This window comes from Rhodococcus sp. DT1 (assembly GCF_049844875.1).
Taxonomy (GTDB): Bacteria; Actinomycetota; Actinomycetes; order Mycobacteriales; family Mycobacteriaceae; genus Rhodococcus.
In genome coordinates, this window is record NZ_JBNCLW010000005.1 from 358,752 (window position 1) to 377,799 (window position 19,048).

General features: G+C 66.6%; 17 protein-coding genes. 10 read left to right on the top strand and 7 right to left on the bottom strand.

Translation table 11 applies throughout. The annotated features are described in order from the left end of the window. Window positions 1–14: 14 nt before the first annotated feature. The 9 genes from ACLQ3J_RS15035 to ACLQ3J_RS15075 all read left to right on the top strand — a co-directional run bounded on the left by ACLQ3J_RS15035 (window position 15) and on the right by ACLQ3J_RS15075 (window position 8,913). Window positions 15–1,238, top strand: coding sequence for a cytochrome P450 (locus tag ACLQ3J_RS15035; RefSeq protein WP_169651932.1), 1,224 nt, complete (start codon window positions 15–17; stop codon window positions 1,236–1,238). 80 nt (window positions 1,239–1,318) lie between these two features. Beyond that, window positions 1,319–1,891 (top strand): TetR/AcrR family transcriptional regulator, encoded by a 573-nt coding sequence (locus tag ACLQ3J_RS15040; RefSeq protein ID WP_169621414.1) that lies wholly within the window; start codon window positions 1,319–1,321, stop codon window positions 1,889–1,891. Window positions 1,892–1,894: 3 nt separating this feature from the next. Beyond that, entirely contained in the window at window positions 1,895–3,121 is a 1,227-nt protein-coding gene (locus ACLQ3J_RS15045) for a cytochrome P450 (protein ID WP_206036964.1), read from the top strand. After that, window positions 3,114–3,896: an SDR family oxidoreductase gene (locus ACLQ3J_RS15050; RefSeq protein ID WP_169651931.1), complete on the top strand. Its 783-nt coding sequence runs from the start codon at window positions 3,114–3,116 to the stop codon at window positions 3,894–3,896. Before ACLQ3J_RS15045 ends, ACLQ3J_RS15050 begins: the two co-directional genes overlap by 8 nt. Further along, entirely contained in the window at window positions 3,896–5,254 is a 1,359-nt protein-coding gene (locus ACLQ3J_RS15055; protein WP_169621245.1) for a cytochrome P450, read from the top strand. The genes ACLQ3J_RS15050 and ACLQ3J_RS15055 overlap by 1 nt, the downstream gene beginning before the upstream one ends. 10 nt (window positions 5,255–5,264) lie before the next feature. After that, on the top strand, window positions 5,265–5,459 hold the full coding sequence (locus ACLQ3J_RS15060) for a ferredoxin (RefSeq protein ID WP_169621244.1): 195 nt from the start codon (window positions 5,265–5,267) through the stop codon (window positions 5,457–5,459). Window positions 5,460–5,477: 18 nt separating this feature from the next. Continuing rightward, complete coding sequence (locus ACLQ3J_RS15065; RefSeq protein ID WP_169621243.1) at window positions 5,478–6,029, top strand: nuclear transport factor 2 family protein; 552 nt, start codon at window positions 5,478–5,480, stop codon at window positions 6,027–6,029. Continuing rightward, window positions 6,023–7,282, top strand: coding sequence for a hypothetical protein (locus ACLQ3J_RS15070; protein WP_425903747.1), 1,260 nt, complete (start codon window positions 6,023–6,025; stop codon window positions 7,280–7,282). The genes ACLQ3J_RS15065 and ACLQ3J_RS15070 overlap by 7 nt, the downstream gene beginning before the upstream one ends. A gap of 62 nt (window positions 7,283–7,344) precedes the next feature. Then, a complete protein-coding gene (locus tag ACLQ3J_RS15075; RefSeq protein ID WP_425903749.1) occupies window positions 7,345–8,913 on the top strand; it encodes a GMC oxidoreductase in 1,569 nt (522 codons plus the stop codon). 24 nt (window positions 8,914–8,937) lie between these two features. Here the strand turns inward: ACLQ3J_RS15075 and ACLQ3J_RS15080 are convergent, their stop codons facing one another. Then, window positions 8,938–10,401 carry an FAD-dependent oxidoreductase gene (locus tag ACLQ3J_RS15080; protein WP_169621240.1) on the bottom strand — a complete coding sequence of 488 codons (1,464 nt, stop codon included), beginning with the start codon at window positions 10,399–10,401 and terminating at the stop codon, window positions 8,938–8,940. Window positions 10,402–10,427: 26 nt separating this feature from the next. Continuing rightward, the gene (locus ACLQ3J_RS15085; protein WP_425903751.1) at window positions 10,428–11,273 is read right to left on the bottom strand and encodes an LLM class F420-dependent oxidoreductase; all 846 of its coding nucleotides are present in this window, start codon (window positions 11,271–11,273) and stop codon (window positions 10,428–10,430) included. A 162-nt stretch (window positions 11,274–11,435) separates the two neighbouring features. Between ACLQ3J_RS15085 and ACLQ3J_RS15090 the strand changes: the two genes are divergently transcribed. Next, window positions 11,436–12,089, top strand: a complete 654-nt coding sequence (locus ACLQ3J_RS15090; protein WP_425903753.1) for a TetR family transcriptional regulator — start codon at window positions 11,436–11,438, stop codon at window positions 12,087–12,089. Window positions 12,090–12,245: 156 nt separating this feature from the next. Here ACLQ3J_RS15090 and ACLQ3J_RS15095 read toward each other — a convergent pair whose 3' ends face one another. The 5 genes from ACLQ3J_RS15095 to ACLQ3J_RS15115 all read right to left on the bottom strand — a co-directional run bounded on the left by ACLQ3J_RS15095 (window position 12,246) and on the right by ACLQ3J_RS15115 (window position 19,031). Then, entirely contained in the window at window positions 12,246–12,353 is a 108-nt protein-coding gene (locus ACLQ3J_RS15095; RefSeq protein WP_169621237.1) for a methionine/alanine import family NSS transporter small subunit, read from the bottom strand. Next, window positions 12,350–13,945, bottom strand: a complete 1,596-nt coding sequence (locus ACLQ3J_RS15100) for a sodium-dependent transporter (protein ID WP_296551039.1) — start codon at window positions 13,943–13,945, stop codon at window positions 12,350–12,352. Before ACLQ3J_RS15100 ends, ACLQ3J_RS15095 begins: the two co-directional genes overlap by 4 nt. A 141-nt stretch (window positions 13,946–14,086) precedes the next feature. Beyond that, a complete protein-coding gene (locus tag ACLQ3J_RS15105) occupies window positions 14,087–15,244 on the bottom strand; it encodes a lysylphosphatidylglycerol synthase transmembrane domain-containing protein (protein ID WP_296551040.1) in 1,158 nt (385 codons plus the stop codon). Then, a complete protein-coding gene (locus ACLQ3J_RS15110) occupies window positions 15,241–16,674 on the bottom strand; it encodes an HAD-IB family hydrolase (protein WP_425903755.1) in 1,434 nt (477 codons plus the stop codon). Before ACLQ3J_RS15110 ends, ACLQ3J_RS15105 begins: the two co-directional genes overlap by 4 nt. Then, complete coding sequence (locus tag ACLQ3J_RS15115) at window positions 16,671–19,031, bottom strand: glycerol-3-phosphate 1-O-acyltransferase (protein WP_169621233.1); 2,361 nt, start codon at window positions 19,029–19,031, stop codon at window positions 16,671–16,673. The genes ACLQ3J_RS15110 and ACLQ3J_RS15115 overlap by 4 nt, the downstream gene beginning before the upstream one ends. Between the last annotated feature and the right edge of the window lie 17 nt (window positions 19,032–19,048).

Below are 19,048 nucleotides of genomic sequence, written 5' to 3' on the forward strand. Positions count from 1 at the left end.
ACGAGGGTAAGGGCATGACCACCTCCCGCATCGATCTCAAGAACCCCGATCTCTACCTCGAGGGGATTCCCCACGCGTACTTCTCCGAACTCCGCCGCGTCTGCCCGGTGCCGCGGCAGCCGGAAGAGGGGGGTGCCGGTTTCTGGGCCGTCACCCGGCACGCCGACGTCGTCGCTGTCTCCCGCGACAGCAGCACGTTCTCGTCGGCACTGGGAACCACCCAGGTCGACGACTTCGACGAGGAAACGCGCCTCAAGCAGGCCGCGATGCTCCTCAATCTCGATCCCCCGGACCACACCCGCCTGCGGCAACTGGTCAGTCGTGGCTTCACGCCGCGGATGGTCAAGACGCTCGAGGCGCACATCCGAGAGGTGTGCGACCGGATCGTCGACGAGGTCGTCGAAGCCGGACGGGACGGTGCCGTCGTCGACTTCGTGCCGACGGTGGCGGCGCCGCTGCCGCTCGAGGTGATCGCCGAGTTGCTCGGGGCACCCACCGAGGATGTCGGCAAACTCTACGAGTGGTCGAACCGGATGATCGGCTGGGACGACCCCGAATACGGGAGCACGCAGGAGGACGGTGAGCTCGCCGCAGCAGAGGTCTTCCTGTACGCCAACGAGATTGCCGCCCGACGGCGAGCGGAGCCACGCGACGACATCGTCTCCGCGCTCGTTCGTCCCGACGAGAACGGCGACACGCTGTCCGAGGTGGAGTTCGACATGTTCTTCGTGCTCCTCGTGATCGCGGGCAACGAGACCACCCGCAACGCGATCACCGGCGGTATGCAGGCCTTCATCGACCATCCCGAGCAATGGCGCAGACTCCAGGACCGGCCCGAGTTGATCGACAGCGCGGTGGAGGAGATCCTGCGCTGGGTGACTCCCGTAGTGGCGTTCCGTCGCACCCCCACCTGTCCGGCGTCGATCGGTGGCCAGGCGGTGGAGCGCGGCGACAAGGTGGTCGTGTACTACCCCAGTGCGAACCGCGACGAGGACGTGTTCGAGAACGCGCAGGTCTTCGATATCGGCCGGGAACACAACCCGCACGTCGCCTTCGGTGGCAGCGGGGTCCATTTCTGTGTCGGAGCGCATCTCGCCCGTCTGGAACTGCGGGTGATGTTCGAGACGCTCGCGACGCGCCTCGACCGTGTCGAATCCGCAGGGCCGGTGCGACGGCTGAGGTCCAACTTCATCAACGGGGTCAAGGCCATGCCCGTGCGGATCCACCCGCGCGGGTGACGAATTCGGTGCGTACCGCCCAGTATCGGCATTGCCGGACCCGACCTGCCGTAGTAATGTCCAGACACGTGTCCAGAAATGTGAATCTCGAATCGACTCGCCGCCGTCTGACCGAGAGGCAGGCCGATACCGTGCAGCGCCTCACGCAGGCCGCGGTCGAGGTGTTGCGCGAAGAGGGATTCGCAGGATTGACAGTCCGGATGGTTGCCTCCCGTGCGGGTGTCGCACCGGCGACCGCCTACACGTACTTCTCGTCGAAAGAGCATCTCGTCGCCGAGGTGTTCTGGCGGCGGCTCGCCACGGAGGCGGCCGTCGAGCCGGCACCGGGGCAGGCCGACGGGAACCGAGCCGACCGGGTGTCGGCAGTGCTCCGGGGGATCGCGCTGCTGATGGCCGGCGAACCGGAACTGGCGGCCGCGGTGACCAGCGCGCTGCTCGGCCAGGATCCGGACGTCGAGCATCTGCGGGCACGAATCGGTCTCGAGATCCGGGAGCGGCTCTCCGCCGCGCTCGGACCCGGCGCCGACCCCGACGAACTCGAAGCACTCGAACTGCTCTACGCCGGTGCCCTCGTGCGCGCCGGTATGGGTTACGGCACGTACGAAAAGCTCGCCGACAGGTTGGAAGTCTCAGCCCGACTTTTACTGGAGTGATCCATGATTCAGGCCTCCCTGGAGTCCTCATCGCTCGACCCGCCGACCTTCAACCCGTACGACTACTCGTTCCACGAGGACCCGTACCCCACCTACCGCCGGCTGCGCGAGGAAGCGCCGCTGTACTACAACCCCGACCTGGAATTTTGGGCGTTGTCTCGCCACGCCGACGTGGTTGCGGCGTTCCGTGACGGCACCCGGCTCTCGAGTGCCAACGGCGTCTCGCTGGATCCGTCGGCGTACGGGCCCAACGCCCACAAGGTGATGTCCTTCCTCGCGATGGACGACCCGCGGCACATGCGGATGCGCCAGTTGGTCTCGAAGGGCTTCACGCCGCGCCGTGTGGCGGATCTCGAAGGCCGGATACTCGAACTCACCCTCGAATATCTCGAACCCGCTTTGGGGGCAGGGGAGTTCGACTGGATCTCCGAGGTCGCCGGCAAGCTGCCGATGGACGTGATCTCCGAACTCATGGGCGTTCCCAAGTCCGATCGCGCCGAGATCCGCAGGCTCGCCGACCTCGTCGTGCACCGCGAGGAGGGCGTTCTCGACGTCCCCGTCGCCGCCATGGACGCGTCCTTGAATCTCGTCGGCTACTACGCACAGATGATCACCGAGCGCCGCGCGAAGGAAACCTCCGATCTGACCTCGGCTCTGCTCGGTGCGGAGATCGACGGCGACCGGCTGTCGGACGACGAGATCATCGGATTCATGTTCCTGATGGTGGTCGCGGGCAACGAGACCACCACGAAATTGCTCGGCAACGCCATGTTCTGGGGCGCGCACAACAAGACGGAAGTGCGACGGGTGTTGTCCGAACCCGACCGGGCGCCGGAATGGGTCGAGGAGACTTTGCGGTACGACACGTCGAGCCAACTCGTCGCGCGCACCGCCGCAGAGGACATCGACCTGCACGGCTCCACCATCGGCGCCGGTGACAAGGTGCTCCTGCTCATCGGGTCCGCCAATCGCGACTCGGAGGTGTTCGACGATGCCGACACGTTCCGGATCGGCCGGAGCAGTTCCCAGAAGATCGCGAGTTTCGGAGGGGGCGTGCACTTCTGCCTCGGCGCGCACCTCGCCCGACTGGAGGCGAACATCGCGCTCGGGCAGTTCGCACGCCGGGTCGCCGACTACGAGGTCGACTTCGACAGATGCGAGCGTGTGCACTCCACCAACGTCCGAGGCTTCGCCGCCCTGCCCATGAAGGTCACCGATCGACATGCCTAGATTCGAACCCCACCCCTCTCGTCGCCCGGCGATCGTCACCGGAGCGTCCTCCGGTATCGGCACCGCCACCGCGTACGCCCTCGCCGAACTCGGGCATCCTGTCGCTCTCGGTGCTCGCCGCGTCGACGAGTGCGAGGCCGTCGCGGAGAAGATCCGCGGCGAAGGAGGCGAAGCCTTCGCCCATCGGCTCGACGTGTCCTCGACCGAGTCGGTGGACGAGTTCGTCGCCGCGGCCGAGAACGCACTCGGCCCCACCGAGATCGTCGTGTCCGGTGCCGGCGACATGGATTTCTCGCTTGCCCACGAGATGGACCCCGACCGATTCGCCTTCCAGGTCAGCGTGCACCTCATGGGCACTCAGCGGCTCGCCCACCGGGTGATACCCGGCATGATCGAACGCCGGCGCGGTGATTTCGTCGTGATCGGGTCCGACTGCGCCGACGTGGCACGTCCGTGGATGGGCGCCTACGTCGCGGCCAAGACCGGTCTCGAAGCGCTCGCGCGGGAGATGCGCATGGAACTCGAGGGCACCGGAGTGCGCGCGTCGGTGGTGCGTCCCGGACCCACGCAGACCGCGGCCGGAATGACGGCACCCGCGGAAATCCTCGAACCGCTGCTGAACGACTGGACCAAATGGGGGCTCGCCCGGCACCCGTACTTCCTCCGGGCGTCGGACATCGCGGACGCGGCCGTGGCGGTCGTCTCGGCACCGCGTGGCGCCCACATCGTGCTCATCGAAGTTCAGCCCGAGGCCCCACTGAAGAAGGATTCCTGATGACCACGATCGTCGAACCCACACGGGTGTCCGGTGGCGAGCACGAGCACGGCCACCTCGAAGAATTGCGGACCGACCCGATCGCCCTCATGCGGCGCGTTCGTGACGAGTGCGGAAACGTGGGCGTCTTCCAGCTCGCCGACAAGAAAGTCGTGCTGCTCTCCGGAGCCGAAGCGAACGAGTTCTTCTTCCGTGCCGCGGACGAGGAACTCGACCAGCAGGCCGCCTATCCGTTCATGAAGCCGGTCTTCGGTGAGGGCGTCGTGTTCGATGCCAGCCCCGAGCGGCGCAAGGAGATGCTGCACAACTCGGCGCTGCGCGGTGAACAGATGAAGGGCCACGCGGCGACCATCGACCGAGAAGTACAGGACATGATCGCCGGCTGGGGCGACGAAGGCGAGATCGACCTGCTCGAGTTCTTCGCCGAGCTGACGATCTACACCTCGTCCGCGTGCCTGATCGGCAAGAAGTTCCGCGACCAGCTCGACGACCGCTTCGCCCACCTCTATCACGACCTCGAAAAGGGAACCGACGCTCTCGCTTTCGTCGATCCCTATGCACCCATCGAGAGTTTCCGGCGGCGTGACGAAGCACGACGTGGCCTCGTCGCCCTCGTGCAGGACATCATGACCGGCCGTATCGCGAACCCGCCGAAGGGGAAAGAGGATCGCGACATGCTCGATGTCCTCGTCTCGATCAAGGACGACGAAGGGCACGAGCGGTTCAGCGCCGACGAGATCACCGGCATCTTCATCTCGATGATGTTCGCCGGACACCACACCACGTCGGGCACGGCCGCGTGGGCGTTGATCGAACTGCTACGGCATCCCGAGTACCTCGAGCAGGTGACCGACGAACTGGACACGCTCTACGCCGACGGTGCCGACGTGAGTTTCCACGCGCTCCGCCAGATCCCGGTGCTCGAAGCGGTCCTCAAGGAGACCCTGCGGTTGCATCCGCCCCTGATTCTGCTGCTCCGCGTGGCATGCGACGACTTCGAAGTGGCCGGATACAAGATCCGGGAGGGCGATCTCGTGGGTGCGACGCCCGCGGTGTCCAACCGCATCGCCGAGGACTTTCCCGATCCGGATGCGTTCGATCCCGGCCGGTACATCGATCCCAACCAGGAAGACATCGTCAACAGGTGGACATGGATTCCGTTCGGTGCCGGCCGGCACCGTTGCGTCGGCGCGGCTTTCGCGCTCATGCAGCTCAAAGCGATCTTCTCGGTTCTGCTGCGCGACTTCGAATTCGAGCTCGCCCAGCCGTCCGACACCTACCGCAACGACCACTCCAAGATGGTGGTGCAGCTCGCGCAACCGTGCGCGGTCCGGTACCGCCGCCGTGACCGGGACTGAGGTGTCCGCCGTGAGAGTCGAAGCAGATCTCGATCTCTGCCAGGGACATGCCATGTGCGCGATGGAGGCGCCCGACGTGTTCGCCGTCGCAAAACACGGCGAGGTGGAGATACTCCGAAACCCTGTGCCCGAGGAGTTGCGCAGCGACACCGAGGCCGCCGTGAAGTACTGCCCGACCCAAGCACTTCGCATCGTCGAAGACTGAGACCCAGGAGACCGACCCATGGCTACGTTCGATCGTGCCGAGCTCGACGAGATGATCGCCCGCTGGACCGACGCCAACAAGCGCGCCGAGGCCGAGGGCGACTGGAAGCCGTTGGCGGACATGTATACCGAGGACGCGACCTACGGCTGGAATTACGGACCGAAGCAGGAGTTCATGGCGGTCGGCCGCGACGAGATCCGCGACATCGCGCTCGGACAGGAGATGGAGGGACTCGAAGGGTGGCAGTACCCCTATCAGCAGTTCGTCGTCGACGAGCGGTCCGGGGACGTCATCGGTTTCTGGAAGCAGACCGCGGACGAGACCCGCGACAACGGTGAGCCCTACACGGTGCAGGGCATCGGGGGCAGCTGGTTCCGTTACGGCGGAAACTTCCAATGGTCCTGGCAGCGCGACTTCTTCGACTTCGGCAACGTCTCCCATCTGTTCCTCGAGATGATCACCGACAACAAACTGTCGGACGGGATGAGCAAGCGGATCGAACGGTCCACCTCGAAGACTCCGCTGCCCGGCTGGTACCGCGTCGGACAGTCTCCGGTTCCGCTGTGGTGAGCCCGGCGCGCACGGGGGGATCGTTTGCGGCGCTCTCGCGCGCCGACCTGGCCGTGCTGGTGCCCGAACTGCTGCTGTGCGGACAACTCATCGACCGCTCGGGCATGGCGCACCTCATCTCGGCCTTCGGGCGTGAGGGAATGGCGGAAGTCGCGATCGAGGAATGGCAGGCGGCGTCGCCCTGGTACACCCGGCGGATGCAGCGCGCCCTGAACTACGAGGGTGACGACGTCGTCACCATCTTCAAGGGTCTGCAACTCGACATCGGTGCACCGCCGCAGTTCATGGACTTCCGGTACCGCGTCGACGACCGCAACCACGGCGAGTTCCAGCTCGATCACTGTGGGGCACTCATGGACGTCGAACCGCTCGGCGACGCGTACGTCACGGCCATGTGCCACGACATCGAGGACCCGACGTTCGACGCGACCGCGCTCGCCACCAATCCGTACGCGCAGGTGCGGCCCATCCACCGGCCGCCGCGGGTCCCCGAGGACCGGCACCCGCACTGCGCGTGGACGGTCACGATCGATCCGTCGCACGTGCCGCCGAAGATGGAACCGCACACCGAAGCACTCGGGCGCACCGCGGCCGTGGCCACCGAGCTGAGTCCGATCGACGGCGCCGGCGAAGGAAACCACGACTATTCGGGTCCGCTCCTGTCGGACCTGCGGTTCGCGGACTTCTCCAAATCCGCGCTGGTGCGCATCGCCGAAGAGGTATGCCTGCAACAGCACATGCTCACGCTGGGATTTCTCATGGGCGTGCGCAAGCGCACCGACGAGGCGTCCGCGCTCGATCTTGCCCGCAAACAGCTCACCGGGATTGCGGGCATCGCATCGGAGCGGATCCACCGGGCACTGGGAACGCCGCAGTCCTTCGCGGGACTCGCGGCCGTCCTCGACGTTCATCCCGTGTTCTCGCCCCACCACTATGTCGAACGCACCGTCGAGCACGACTCGCACGGTCTGACCTTGCACATCCACCGGCGGGGTGGGGCGCACGTGGACGGGGCGTGGCCGACACTGGTCGACTCCGATCACCTGGGTGCTCTCGATGCGCTCGTGCGGGGAGTGGACGCACACTTTTCCGTCCGGGTGGAGTCGGAAACCGAGGACTCCCTCGTCGTCGGTGTCGTGCGTGAGGACACGCCCGCGAAGGAATGCGGCGAGGTGGCGATCACGCGCTTCAGTTCCGGCACCGATTTCGTGTTCGCCGACCGCGGGATTCCGCTACCGCTCACCGTTCTCTGACGTTCCGGCTCTGCCAGGCTTTCCGCTCTTCACGATCGAACCCCTTTCGTTCAGGAGATCATGTGGACACCGCTCTGTCGCGTCGTACTTTTCTGGGGACCGCTGCTGCCGCGGCAGTGGCCTTGACGGTGGTGGCGGTTCCCCGCGCCCGGGCGGAGGTCACCGAGGAACGCCATCGCGCGGTGGTGATCGGAAGCGGTTTCGGCGGCGCGATCACCGCGATGCACCTCGGGCGTGCGGGGGTGGAGACGGTTGTGCTCGAGCGTGGGATCCGTTGGCCCACAGGCCCGAATGCGGAAACGTTCCCGCGCATGTTCGCGCCCGACCGGCGTGCGTCCTGGCTGTCACCGATGCCGGTGATGACCGGTGCGCCCCCGATTCCGTCGGAGCCGTACACCGGCCTGATGGAACGGGTGCGCGGCAACGGAATCGATATCCTGTGCGGCGCGGGCGTCGGCGGCAGTTCGCTCGCCTACCACGGGATGACGCTGCAACCGGACGGTGCACGGTTCGCGGCGTCCGTGTCGCCGAGCCTCGACTACGACCTCCTCGACCGGGAGTACTACCCGCGGGTCGCGCGGATGCTGCGGGTCGCGGAGATCCCCGACGACCTGCTCGCACACCCTCGCTACCGGTCGTCGCGGGAATTCCTCGACCGGGCCGGGCGCGAGGGATTCGACACGTTCCGGGTGCCGATGTCCATCGACTGGGATTTCGCGCGTCGCGAACTCACGGGCGAACTGAAACCGTCCTACACGACCGGCGACGTCATCTACGGCGTGAACAACGGTGGGAAGTTCTCGGTGGACGTGACCTATCTGGCCGCGGCCGAGAACACCGGCAACGTGTCGGTCGCGCCGCTGCATCGCGTCACCGACATCGAGCGGGCGCCGAACGGAACGTGGATCACGCATGTCGACCGGATCCACACCGACGGAACGGTTCTCGAACGTAAGAGGCTTTTCTCGGACGCGGTATTCCTCGGTGCGGGATCGGCCGGCACGACCCGGTTGCTGATGAAAGCCCACGCGAAGAGCCTCGTGCCGGATCTGCCGGACGGGGTGGGAACGGGCTGGGGCAACAACGGCGACCGCGTGTTCTCGGTGACCACGCCGCTGTCGAGTCCGGGGGAGTTCCAGGGTGGCCCGGCATGCGTCGGGATGAAGGACTATTCCGATCCCGCCGGCGCGCTGATGATCGTGACCGGACCGGTGCCGTGGCCGGCCGACATCGGCACCACATCGGTGATCGGGCTGGGGGTCGTGCGCGGGCTCGGGCGATGGCAGTACGACGCCGCCACCGACGACGCTGTGCTGCACTGGGATCAGAAATTCGACCGTGAGCTGACCCGGGCCATCGAAACGCGTATCCGGCGTATCGCCGGTCCTGCCGCACTCGTGGTCGACATCAATGCGGTGGACGTCAACACGTTCCATCCGCTCGGGGGAGCGCCGATGGGTCCGGTGTGCGACGAGGCGGGACGCGTGCTCTGGCAGCGCGGGTTGTATGTGGTGGACGGTGCGAAGATCCCGGGCTCGACCGGTGCGTGCAATCCGTCCATGACGATCGCCGCGCTCGCGGAGTACGGTGCGGACGAGATCGTCCGCCGCGATGCCGGTGTGGTGTTCTGAGCCCGGGACCGGCCGGGATCCGGTTCAGCCCTTGGCCGCGGAGATGCCCGCCCGTCGACCGAAGAAACTGCCGTCGCCGAGCGACGTTCCGCTCGCATATCCCCAGGCGCAGACCCCGGATGTGCAACGGCCCGCCGCGAACAGGCCGGGGATCGGTTCGCCGGAGACGTGGAGAACCTCGGAGTCGACGGTCGTGCGCAGGCCACCCAGAGTGAATCCGGCGGTGCAGTTGCGCAGGTCGATCGCGGCGATCGGCGAACCGATCGGAACACACCATTCGCTCTTCTTGCCGAGGACGGGATCGGTCCCGGTCTCCGCGTGCCGGTTGTAGACCTCGACGGTTGCCTGCAGTGTTCCCGCCGGCAATCCCATATCGGATTCGAGTTCTTCGACCGTCTCGGCGACCCATTTCGGCCGGAAACGGAAGAAGGGCGTGGAACTGGTTGCGGCACATCCCTCTTCGTATGCAGCCTCGTCGATGACGAGGAACGCCTGATTGTCGTTCTTGAGCAGGGTCAACTGTCCGATGCGGCCGGGGTAGGTGTCCTCGGGCACGTACCGGTTCCCGCGGCCGTTGACGAGAATGCCGCGCGCCATCAACTGGGGATCCCCGAAGAATGCGACCTCGGTGGCATCCATGTGGGCGAGGTCGGCACCGAGCGCCTGGGCCATCCGGATCGCACGACCGTCGTGTTCCTCGATCGCCGCACCCGGACGCCCCTCCAGTTGGGGCGCATATGCCGAGATCATCTCTTTGTTGTAGGCGAAACTCCCGGTTGCGAGGACGACGCCGCGACGTGCCCGGACATAGACCTCGTTGCCGTACTGCTTGGCGGCGATGCCGACGACCCGGCCGTCCTCGTCGACGATCAGACGCTGCACCCGGACGTCGTATTCGGCTCGGACCCCGAGGCTCTCGGCGACCTGCGACAGCGGTTGCATGAGCATGAATCCGCCGCCCTTCTCGCCGGTGCGCTTGTCCGCCATCTGGGGGACGTGGCCGCGGGGAGCGGGAGTCGCGATGTCGTTGAAGGGCGCGGCGTTCTCGCCGCCGGAGTACATCAGGCCGTCGTCGCCCGGGATCTCCCAGCCGGGCTCACCCCAGAAGCTCTCTTTGAACACCACGCCGTTGTCGACGAGCCAGTCGTAGTGCTCGACGCTGCCCTCGCAGTATTCGGAGATCTTCGCTTCGTCTGCTCCAGGTCCGAGCGCTGCGAGCATGAAGGTCTTCATGTTCTCGGGGGTGTCCTCGAACCCGAGCGCTTTCTGGAGACCCGTCCCACCGCCCAGGTAGATGATGCCCCCGGACAACGATGCGGCCCCGCCCCAGCCGCCGGTGCGTTCGAGAACCAGTACCTCGGCGCCGGTGCGCGCGGCCTCGACGGCCGCGGACACTCCGGCGATGCCGTATCCGGCGATCACCACGTCGGCCTCGTGGTGCCAGGTGGTGATCCGGTCGGCGTGGAGGGGATGCAAGTCGGTGCTCAATGTGGGTCCCGTTCTGGTGCGGTGGATCAGTGGTCGAGTTTGCCGGCGAGCCGGTCGATGTAGGCGACGACTTCGTCCTCCGTGCGATCGGGGAGTCCGAAGATGACCTCGTTCACGCCCGCGTCGCTCCACCGGCTCAGTTGCTCGGTATCGGGGCGTCCCGCGAGCGCGACGACCGTCGGAGTCCCGGTGCGACCGGCGTCGGCCCACATCTTGTGGAGCCGGTGCACGTTGTCCACGGTGTCTCGCTCGGTGGGGGTGGTGATCCAGCCGTCGGCCGAGCGCACGATCCATGCGAAGTTCCGCTCGGTCGCGCCCGCGCCGATGAGCACGGGGGGCCGGGGCTGCTGTACCGGCTTGGGCCACGCCCAGCTCGGGCCGAAGGAGACGAAGCTGCCGTCGTAGGACGCTTCCTCCTGGGTCCACAGTGCCTGCATCGCCTCGAGGTACTCCCGCAGGGCGGTGCGACGCTTACCGGGGGGAACCCCGTGGTCTGCGAGTTCTTCGGCGTTCCAGCCGAAGCCGGCCCCCAGGATCACTCTCCCGCCGGAGAGGTGATCGAGCGTGGCGATCGTCTTCGCCAGGGTGATCGGGTCGTGTTCGAGCGGTAAGGCGACGGACGTACCCAAGCTGATCGTGGAGGTCACGGCGGCTGCGAGACCGAGCGAGACCCACGGATCGAGGGTCCGCATGTACCGGTCGTCGGGCAGCGTCTCGTCGCCGGTCCCCGGGTGCGCGGATTCGCGCCGCACCGGGATGTGGGTGTGTTCGGGAACGTAGAAGCTGTCGAACCCGCGACTCTCCGCGGCTGTCGCGGCGACATCGGGTCGGATTCCCCGGTCGCTGGTGAACAGGGTGATTCCGTGGCGCACTGCGGCCCCTCTCGTCGGATGACGAAGAAAATGTAACGCGTTCTACCTCTGGAGGGAAGGGGTTTCCGGACACCTGTCTAGATGAGTCGCCGGAAGGCTGGTCGTGAAGGCCGCATCGGTGCCTGAACTATCCTCGAACAGGGATGAACGGAAGGTGACGTGATGGCGGACGACCCGACTACGGAGGTTGCGCACACGAGACAGCGGGCTTTTTCGACACCGGGCGCAGATCTGAGGCCCGCTCAGCGAGCCCGCTACATGCGCATCATCGGGTCGGCGAAGGAGCTTGCGTCCGAGGGCGGGTACGAGGCCGTGCAGATGCGTTCGGTAGCCGACCGCTCCGGCGTGGCTCTCGGCACGGTGTACCGCTACTTCCCGTCGAAGAACCATCTGCTGGTGGTTGCGCTGGTGCTCGAGTTCGAAGGGGCTGCCCGGCGCTTTGCCGAGGCGGAGCTTCCCGGCGACACTCCGCACGACCGGATCATGGTGGTGTTCCGGGCATCGGTCGCGCAGCTCGAGGAGAATCCGCGCCTGTACGACGCTCTGGTGCGAGCCACCATGTTCGCCGATGCGTCGTCGGCCCCCGAACTCGACCACCTCGGATATGTCCTCACCGATCTGTTCGCCCGCGCTGCCGGAATCGACGCCGTTACCGAAGAGGTTCTCAACGCGGTGCACATCATCGCCGACGTGTGGATGTCCACCCTCGTGAGCTGGGCTGCCGGGCGGCAGAGCACGCGCGAGGTGCTCGCGCACACCGATACCGCGGTGACATTGGTGTTCGACCGGCTCGAGCGGTTGCAGCACGCCGGCTGACCTGCCGGACGGCGCGACGCGCGCTCCGCCGCGGACGAGCCGGCGCTCATGACCTCATGGGTACGCAGCGGGGGGGGGGGGGGGGGGGGGGGGGCGCCCCCCCCCCCCCCCCCCCCCCCCGCTGCCGGCCGACTGTGTCCCTTTATCTGCCGGGAATCACTCCGGTTCGTCCGGATGGTTGTGCAGGTGCACGATGCTGAGGATGAGGCCGCCCCAGAGCGTGACCAGGGCGAAGATCATGAGGGCGATGGCGGATGTGCTCACTTCGTACCTCCGGTGGTGGTGCTGTCGGGATCCGTGGTGCCGGCCGAGACGGTCACGTCGGAGGTGGGAATCTCGCCACCGGCGTCGTATCCGAGGTCGATGCTCTTGCGCCACGGGACGAACGAGAGTGCGACGGCGGCCACGATCACCACTGCCTGGACGCCCCACCCGAACACCAGGACGAGGTCGTCGGGCAGTCCGCCGTAGCCCTCGCTCAGCCGATCACGGATCTCGCTGAACAGCATGTATCCCAGCACTACGGGTGTGACGCCGCCGGTGAACACCAGCCAGCCCCGGCCGACCTTGAACGACGACACCGAATTGAGATGGTCTCGCAGGTCGGGCAGGCGCCGCAGAATCCACGCGATCACGATGAGCGCCACGAAGGCGACACCCACGATGCCGAACTGGTTGGCGAAGCGGTCGACGACGTCGAGCGTGTTGAGTCCCGTGGTGGTCGGGAACAGCAGCAGCGAGACGATTGCCGACACGCCACCGATCGTGAGGACGGCGGGAACGCGTCCGAGGCCGGTCTTGTCCTCGAACGCCGAGACGGCGACCTGGATGATGCTGATCAGGGAGGTGAAACCGGCGAACACGAGGGATCCGAAGAAGAGAACGCCGAAGATCGGGCCGCCCGGCATCTCGGAGACGATGGTCGGGAACGCGATGAACGCCAGTCCGATACCTCCGGCGACGACCTCGTCGACTCCCACCCCCTGTGCCTGGGCCATGAAGCCCAGCGCGGAGAACACGCCGATACCGGCCAGGACCTCGAAACTCGAGTTCGAGAAGCCGACGACCAGGCCCGAACCGGTCAGGTTGGTCTTGCGCTTCAGGTACGACGAGTAGGTGATCATGATGCCGAACGCGACGGAGAGCGAGAAGAAGATCTGCGCGTACGCCGCGATCCAGACGCTCGTATCGGTCAGCGCGGACCAGTTCGGCGTGAAGAAGGCGTCGAGCCCGATGGTGGCGCCCTCGAGGGTGAGCGACCGCACGACGAGCGCACCGAACAGGAGCACCAGCAACGGGACGAAGAACCGGTTGGCGTTGCCGATACCGCGCTGCACGCCGAGCGCGAGAACACCGAGCGTGAGGATCCAGACGGCCAGCAGAGGCCACGCGACACCCGGGACGAAGCTCATCCCGAACGAGGAATCACCGTCGACCTGCAGGAACGTTTCGAGGAAGAACCCTTCCGCGTCGTCGCCCCACGCTTCGCTGAGCGAGAAGAACGTGTAACGCGCCGCCCAGGCGATGATGACGGCGTAGTACACACCGATCACGAAGCACACCAGCACCTGCCACCAGCCGAGGAACTCGGCGCCGCGGCTGAGCCTGCGGAAGGCCAGCGGCGGCGATCCTCGGAACTTGTGCCCGATCGCGTAGTCGACGAACAGGAGCGGAAGGCCCGCGGTGAGGAGAGCGACCAGATACGGGATCAGGAACGCGCCGCCACCGTTCTCGTACGCGATGTACGGGAAACGCCAGATGTTGCCCAGACCGACGGCGGAACCGATCGCGGCCATGATGAACACTGAGCGCCCGGACCAGACCTCCCGTTTCTTGGCGACCTGTTGCTGTGCCACGAACGACGTCCCTCCACTCGACGGAATGGGGTCACACTGGTGCGTGGCCCGGGAGCAGCGTACTTCCCCGGGTGCTGTGTGTTTCGCGTAACCGTCACCCCGGCCGTGCCGAAAGCGCGCGGGGACCGCAGTGCGCCGTCGTCAGTCGTCGCGCCAGAGTTGCAGGTCGGGTGGTGGTTCGGCGTCGTCTTCCGGTGTGCCGCGATAGCGGAGCGCGAACACGATCCATCCCACCGCTGCGACGAGCACGAAGCTGATCAATCGGTAGACAACCACTGCGGAGAGCGCCTCGGCACCACTCATCCCGCTGGCGGTCAGGGCAGGAACGAGCACCGCGTCCATCACGCCCAGTCCGGCGGGCAACAGCGGAATCGCACGACTCGCAGCGGTGCCCGCCGCGTACGCCACCGCAATTCCGGCGATGCTGGGGTGTCCTCCGACCGCGTATGCGGCGAACATCAGGCACGCGCCGTCGCACACCCAGTTGAACAGCGACCATCCGAAGGCCCGCGCGGCGTGGGGCCGATCGAGTTGTACGGCACCGATCTGGTCGACGATCTTCCCCCACGCGCGGGTCCCGGACTGCTCCGGCTTCTTGCGTATCCGGTTGATTCCCCGTAGCGCGATCAGGCCGATGGATTCGAGCGAGCCGGGGTTGCTGGCCGCGTACTGGATCAGCACGACCATCAGGAGAAGCGCGCCGGTGGAGAAGATCAGGGAGAACGGGTTGCTGGTCGCCCCGACCAGCAGGGCTCCGACAAGTCCCAGCAGCCCGAGACCCGTTGCCTGCAATACCCCGGCCATGACGAGCTGCCACGTCGCGACGACAGGCTGGGCTCCCCACGCGCGCATCCGGCGGTAGGTGAACGTGGTCCCGAGTACCGGCCCGCCGGGGAGCGTCACGCTCATCGAGTTCGCCGCGAGAGCCACCGACAACGATTGCCGCTGCGTCACCTTCACCCCGGCAGCGGACAACAGCGCCCGTTGCACCCGCGCGAAACTCGACATCTCGGCCATGGACGCGACGACAGCGGCCGCGACCCACAGCCATTTCAGATCACCCAGATCCCGGACGCTGCTCGACAACTCCGGCCAGATCAAGATCACCTCGACGGTGAGAACCACGACCAGGAGTCCGCCGACGATCCACTTGAGCTTCTTGCGGCGGTTCGGGGTCAGTGCCCCGGTATGGCCGGCACCGGCCTCGTCGTTCTCGTTCTCCGCCTTCTCGTTCCCTGCCTCGTCCCCGTTCCCCGACTCGTCGGGGGAGTGGTCCTCGCGGTTCTCGTCGTCCGTCATCGGGCGACCGGCCAGCGGCCGAGGGTGTTCCGGTAGAGATCTTCGACCTCTGCGATGCGGTCACCCAGTTCGTCCGGGGACCAGTCGCCGACGTCGATCGGGTCGAGCACCGCGACGTCGACGGTGCCCGACCTCAGCAGCGTCGAGTGCTTCCACAGCATCTCTCCCGAGTTGCGGATCACGATCGGAACCACCGGAACGCCCGCCGCCATCGCGATGCGGAAGGCACCCTTTTTGAACGTGCCGATCGCCGGCGTCAACGAGCGGGTGCCCTCGGGCGCGATGACCAACGACGTTCCGTTGCGGAGAGTCTCCACCACCGGGCCGAGCGCGGCGAGGGCTCGCTCCGTGTTGTTTCGGTCGACGAACGTGACGCCGCCGAATCGCAGCAGCGGCCCGAAGAGCGGGTCGCGCGCCATTTCCTGTTTCGCGACTCCGGTGAAGTCGTGGCGCAGCACTTTCGCGAGCACCAGCGGGTCGAGCTGACTCTGGTGATTGAAGAGGAACACCGCCGGCCGTGCGGACCACGCGTTGGCCTGCCCGACGACGCGGACATCGATACCGGCGAGTGCCAGCGACACCTCCGAGCCGAGGTTGAGGATGGAGTCGAGTGCGATCTTCCTGCTTCCGTTGAGCAGCCCGAGGCCGAGCCCGGCCCAGACCGAACCGAACAATCCTCCGTACGCCGCGGCGGTTCGTACGAATTCCTTCGCCCCCGGAGTGCCTCGCGGGCGGAAACGCAACACCGGCCAGCCACGTTCGAGCGCGATGCGATGTAGTGTGCGGTCGGGGTTCGTCGCGGTGGGATGTGCTGTCGCAGCAAGGAAATCCGCGTCTTCACCTCCGTTGGAGTAGGAGTAGCTCGTCTCGCTGTCGATACCGTGGGCGTCCATGAAGGCGCGCGCTGCCTGGGCCTTCCCGCTGCGCCACAGCGACCTGCCGTCGACGCGGCCGGTGAGAACGCCGTCCCGAACCTCGAGCGGGGTGTACAGGACGTGCTCGATTCCGAGCGCGTCGCTGCATGCCTGGATCTGGTAGCGGGACGCGGAGGACGCGATCACGACGGTGTGGCCGGCGTTCTGATGCGCTCCGACAAGCTGCCACGCCTCCTGGTAGAGGTGCCCGGCGATGGTGGACATGAACAGACGCTGCCCGAGGTCGTACAGCTCGTCCTCGGTGTGGCCGCGCCAGGCCTTGAAGACGGTTCCGGCGAACCGCTCGAAATCGTCTTCGGTTTCCGTTCCGCGCAGGCCGTTGAGCATGGTCGCGGCGAGTTCGGTCGCGCCGACGTTGCCGGACAGCAGACGATCCCGGAAGAAGTGGAGACCGGAGAACCCGTGCACGATGGTGCCGTCGAAGTCGAAGAACGCCGCAGTTTCCGGGCCCCGAGGTCCGGTACGCACCCGTTCGAGCGCCGTCTCGATGTTCACCGGTTCGCCTTCCTGTTCGACACGTCGAGTGACTCGGCGAGCGCGATTCGTTCACCCACCGCGAGCAGCTGGGCCGCGAATGTGCGCCTTTTCTCTGCCACGGAGTCGTCCCGCTCGAGCAGCCCTCGATTGCGGGCCAGGTCCAGTGCCGTGGCGAACAACTCCGACGAGACCGATTCGGAACCGTGCAAGCGGCCCTGCAACAGCATCTGCCGTCCTACCGCCGCGCACTCGTCGAGGAACGACTCCTGCACGATGTCCACGGACGGATCTCGTTTCGCGAGTCGCTCGGCGACGACGAGTTGGGCGTCGAAGAACGAGCGCAACGTGCGATGGGACATGAAGAACCCGGTTTCGACGAGTCCGGTGAGCGCCTTTTCCTTGGTGGGCAGGGCGTCTCCCCATTCCGGTACGAGAAGCTCGAGTTCCTCGCGCATCTGCGCTTCGAAGGTGTCCCGGTCGGGAAAGAAGAATTCGAATTTCAGAAGATCGCGGAGACGCTTGGCTTCCTCCCACGCGACGCGTACGGGATCACCTTCACCGGGACTGTCGTGCGCGTAGAGAACGGCGAGTTCCAGGATCGACCGGTTGACGAACCAGTGCACGCCGCTGTTGCGATAGAACGCCGCGACGAGGTGCTGGTCGCGGTGGATCGAATACACGGGTTCGTCACCGCCGGCGTAGGTGGTCACCACACCGCCGTCGGTCAACGCCGCGAGCACCGTGGCGAGTCCTCCCTCCATGTCGAGCATCCGGAGTTCACCGTGAGGGATGCGTCGGCGGTCGAGGTAGTCCCGCACGGGCGCGATCACCGCGCGTACCTCGTCGAGGGTGAGCGATCGATCGCGCACGCCGAGCAGGGCGAGCGTCACGAGCGAGTTCACGGTCACCGGGGTGGTGCAGTTGATCCCGACCGCTACCTCGAACGCCACTTTCTGCAGCGCCCTCCGGCGGCGGTCCGAGCGTTCGGTCTCGTCGGCGGGGAGGTCACCGGCCACGTCGGGGTCACCGCCGGCGGCGAGACGCGACCGCATCGAGATCGGCTCGCCGAATCGCACATAGACATGGCCGGCGCTGCGCTGCTGGCTGCGCATGTACCGGAACAGCCACGTCAGCCCCTCGGGCTTCTTCGCGCTTCCGGTCTGCTCCGCCGCGACCCCCGCGACCTCCGCCAGCGCTTCGTAGGTGATGGAGACCGGTACCAGCATCGCGTCGTCGACCCGGTCCGCGCGCACCGCGTTGGCTACATAGTTGAGCAGTCCGTACCGAGGTGGCCGAAGCTTGCCGGTACGCGTGCGCCCGCCTTCGAAGTACCACTCGAGGTTGAATCGTTTGGCGAGCAAGAACGCGAAGTACTCTTCGAGCGCCGCTTTGTAGACCGCGTCGTCACCGAAACTGCGCCGGATGAATACAGTTCCCGTCCGGCGCGCCATCGGGCCGATGGGCCAGAACGTCAGATTCGCGCCACCCATCAGGTGGTTGCGGGGGAACTCGTTCGCGGCCAGGATGTCGCCGAGCACTAATGCGTCCGCATACGACCGGTGCGACGGCAGGAACACCAGTGGGCGCGTCCGGTTGAGTCCGCGAAGCGAGCGCAAACCGGATTCGTCCGCGTGCACCGTCCATGCCGACGTGTGCAGCGGCCGCATCGCCTGGGTGAACAGGTCGGTGACGAGGCGTGACTGCACGGCCACGAGTTCACGGAGAGCACTGCGTGCCCGCGCGTCCACATCGCTGCGAGACACGCGCAACTCGGCCGCGAGGGCGTCGAGCCGCTGCCGGAACGCCGACGAATCCATGATCTGTTCGGCGACGAGTCGCGGCACCTTGTACCGGTCACCGATCACGGCGCGCTCGGCTCGTTCGAGGGCCACCACCGCCCGGCGCATGATGTACCGGGCGAGATTGCCTGCTTCGACCGCGTCGGAGCCGTACTCGGCCGCAAAGTCGCCGCGGAGTTCGCTCAGGGGCGCCGGTTGTGCCACCACGATCCGGTAGCGGTCGGCTCCCTTCCCCACGAGCCATTTCTGGATCAGCCGGTTCGGGTTGCGGGGGTTGGTGAGTGCGAGGACATCGGAGAACCGCGCCCGGCGTGCGCCGTCGCGCTCGGCGGGAAGCCAGACCACCCGCACCGGCAGCACGAGTGGATCGTCGGTGCGGCTGAGCAGTTCGGTCGTGAAGATCTGGGAATCGAGGTCGAGCGCCTCGGGGCGTGCTGCCGTGCGGTGTTCGGCAGGCACTCGATCGGAGTGGAGCCACTCCGTGATGAGCCTTCGTTCGATCGGGGTGGTCGCAGCCGCAACCACCACGGTCGGACGTGTCGGTGTGTGCGAGCCACGCTGCTCGTCGTCCCTCATGTCGCCCCGTTCGTTCG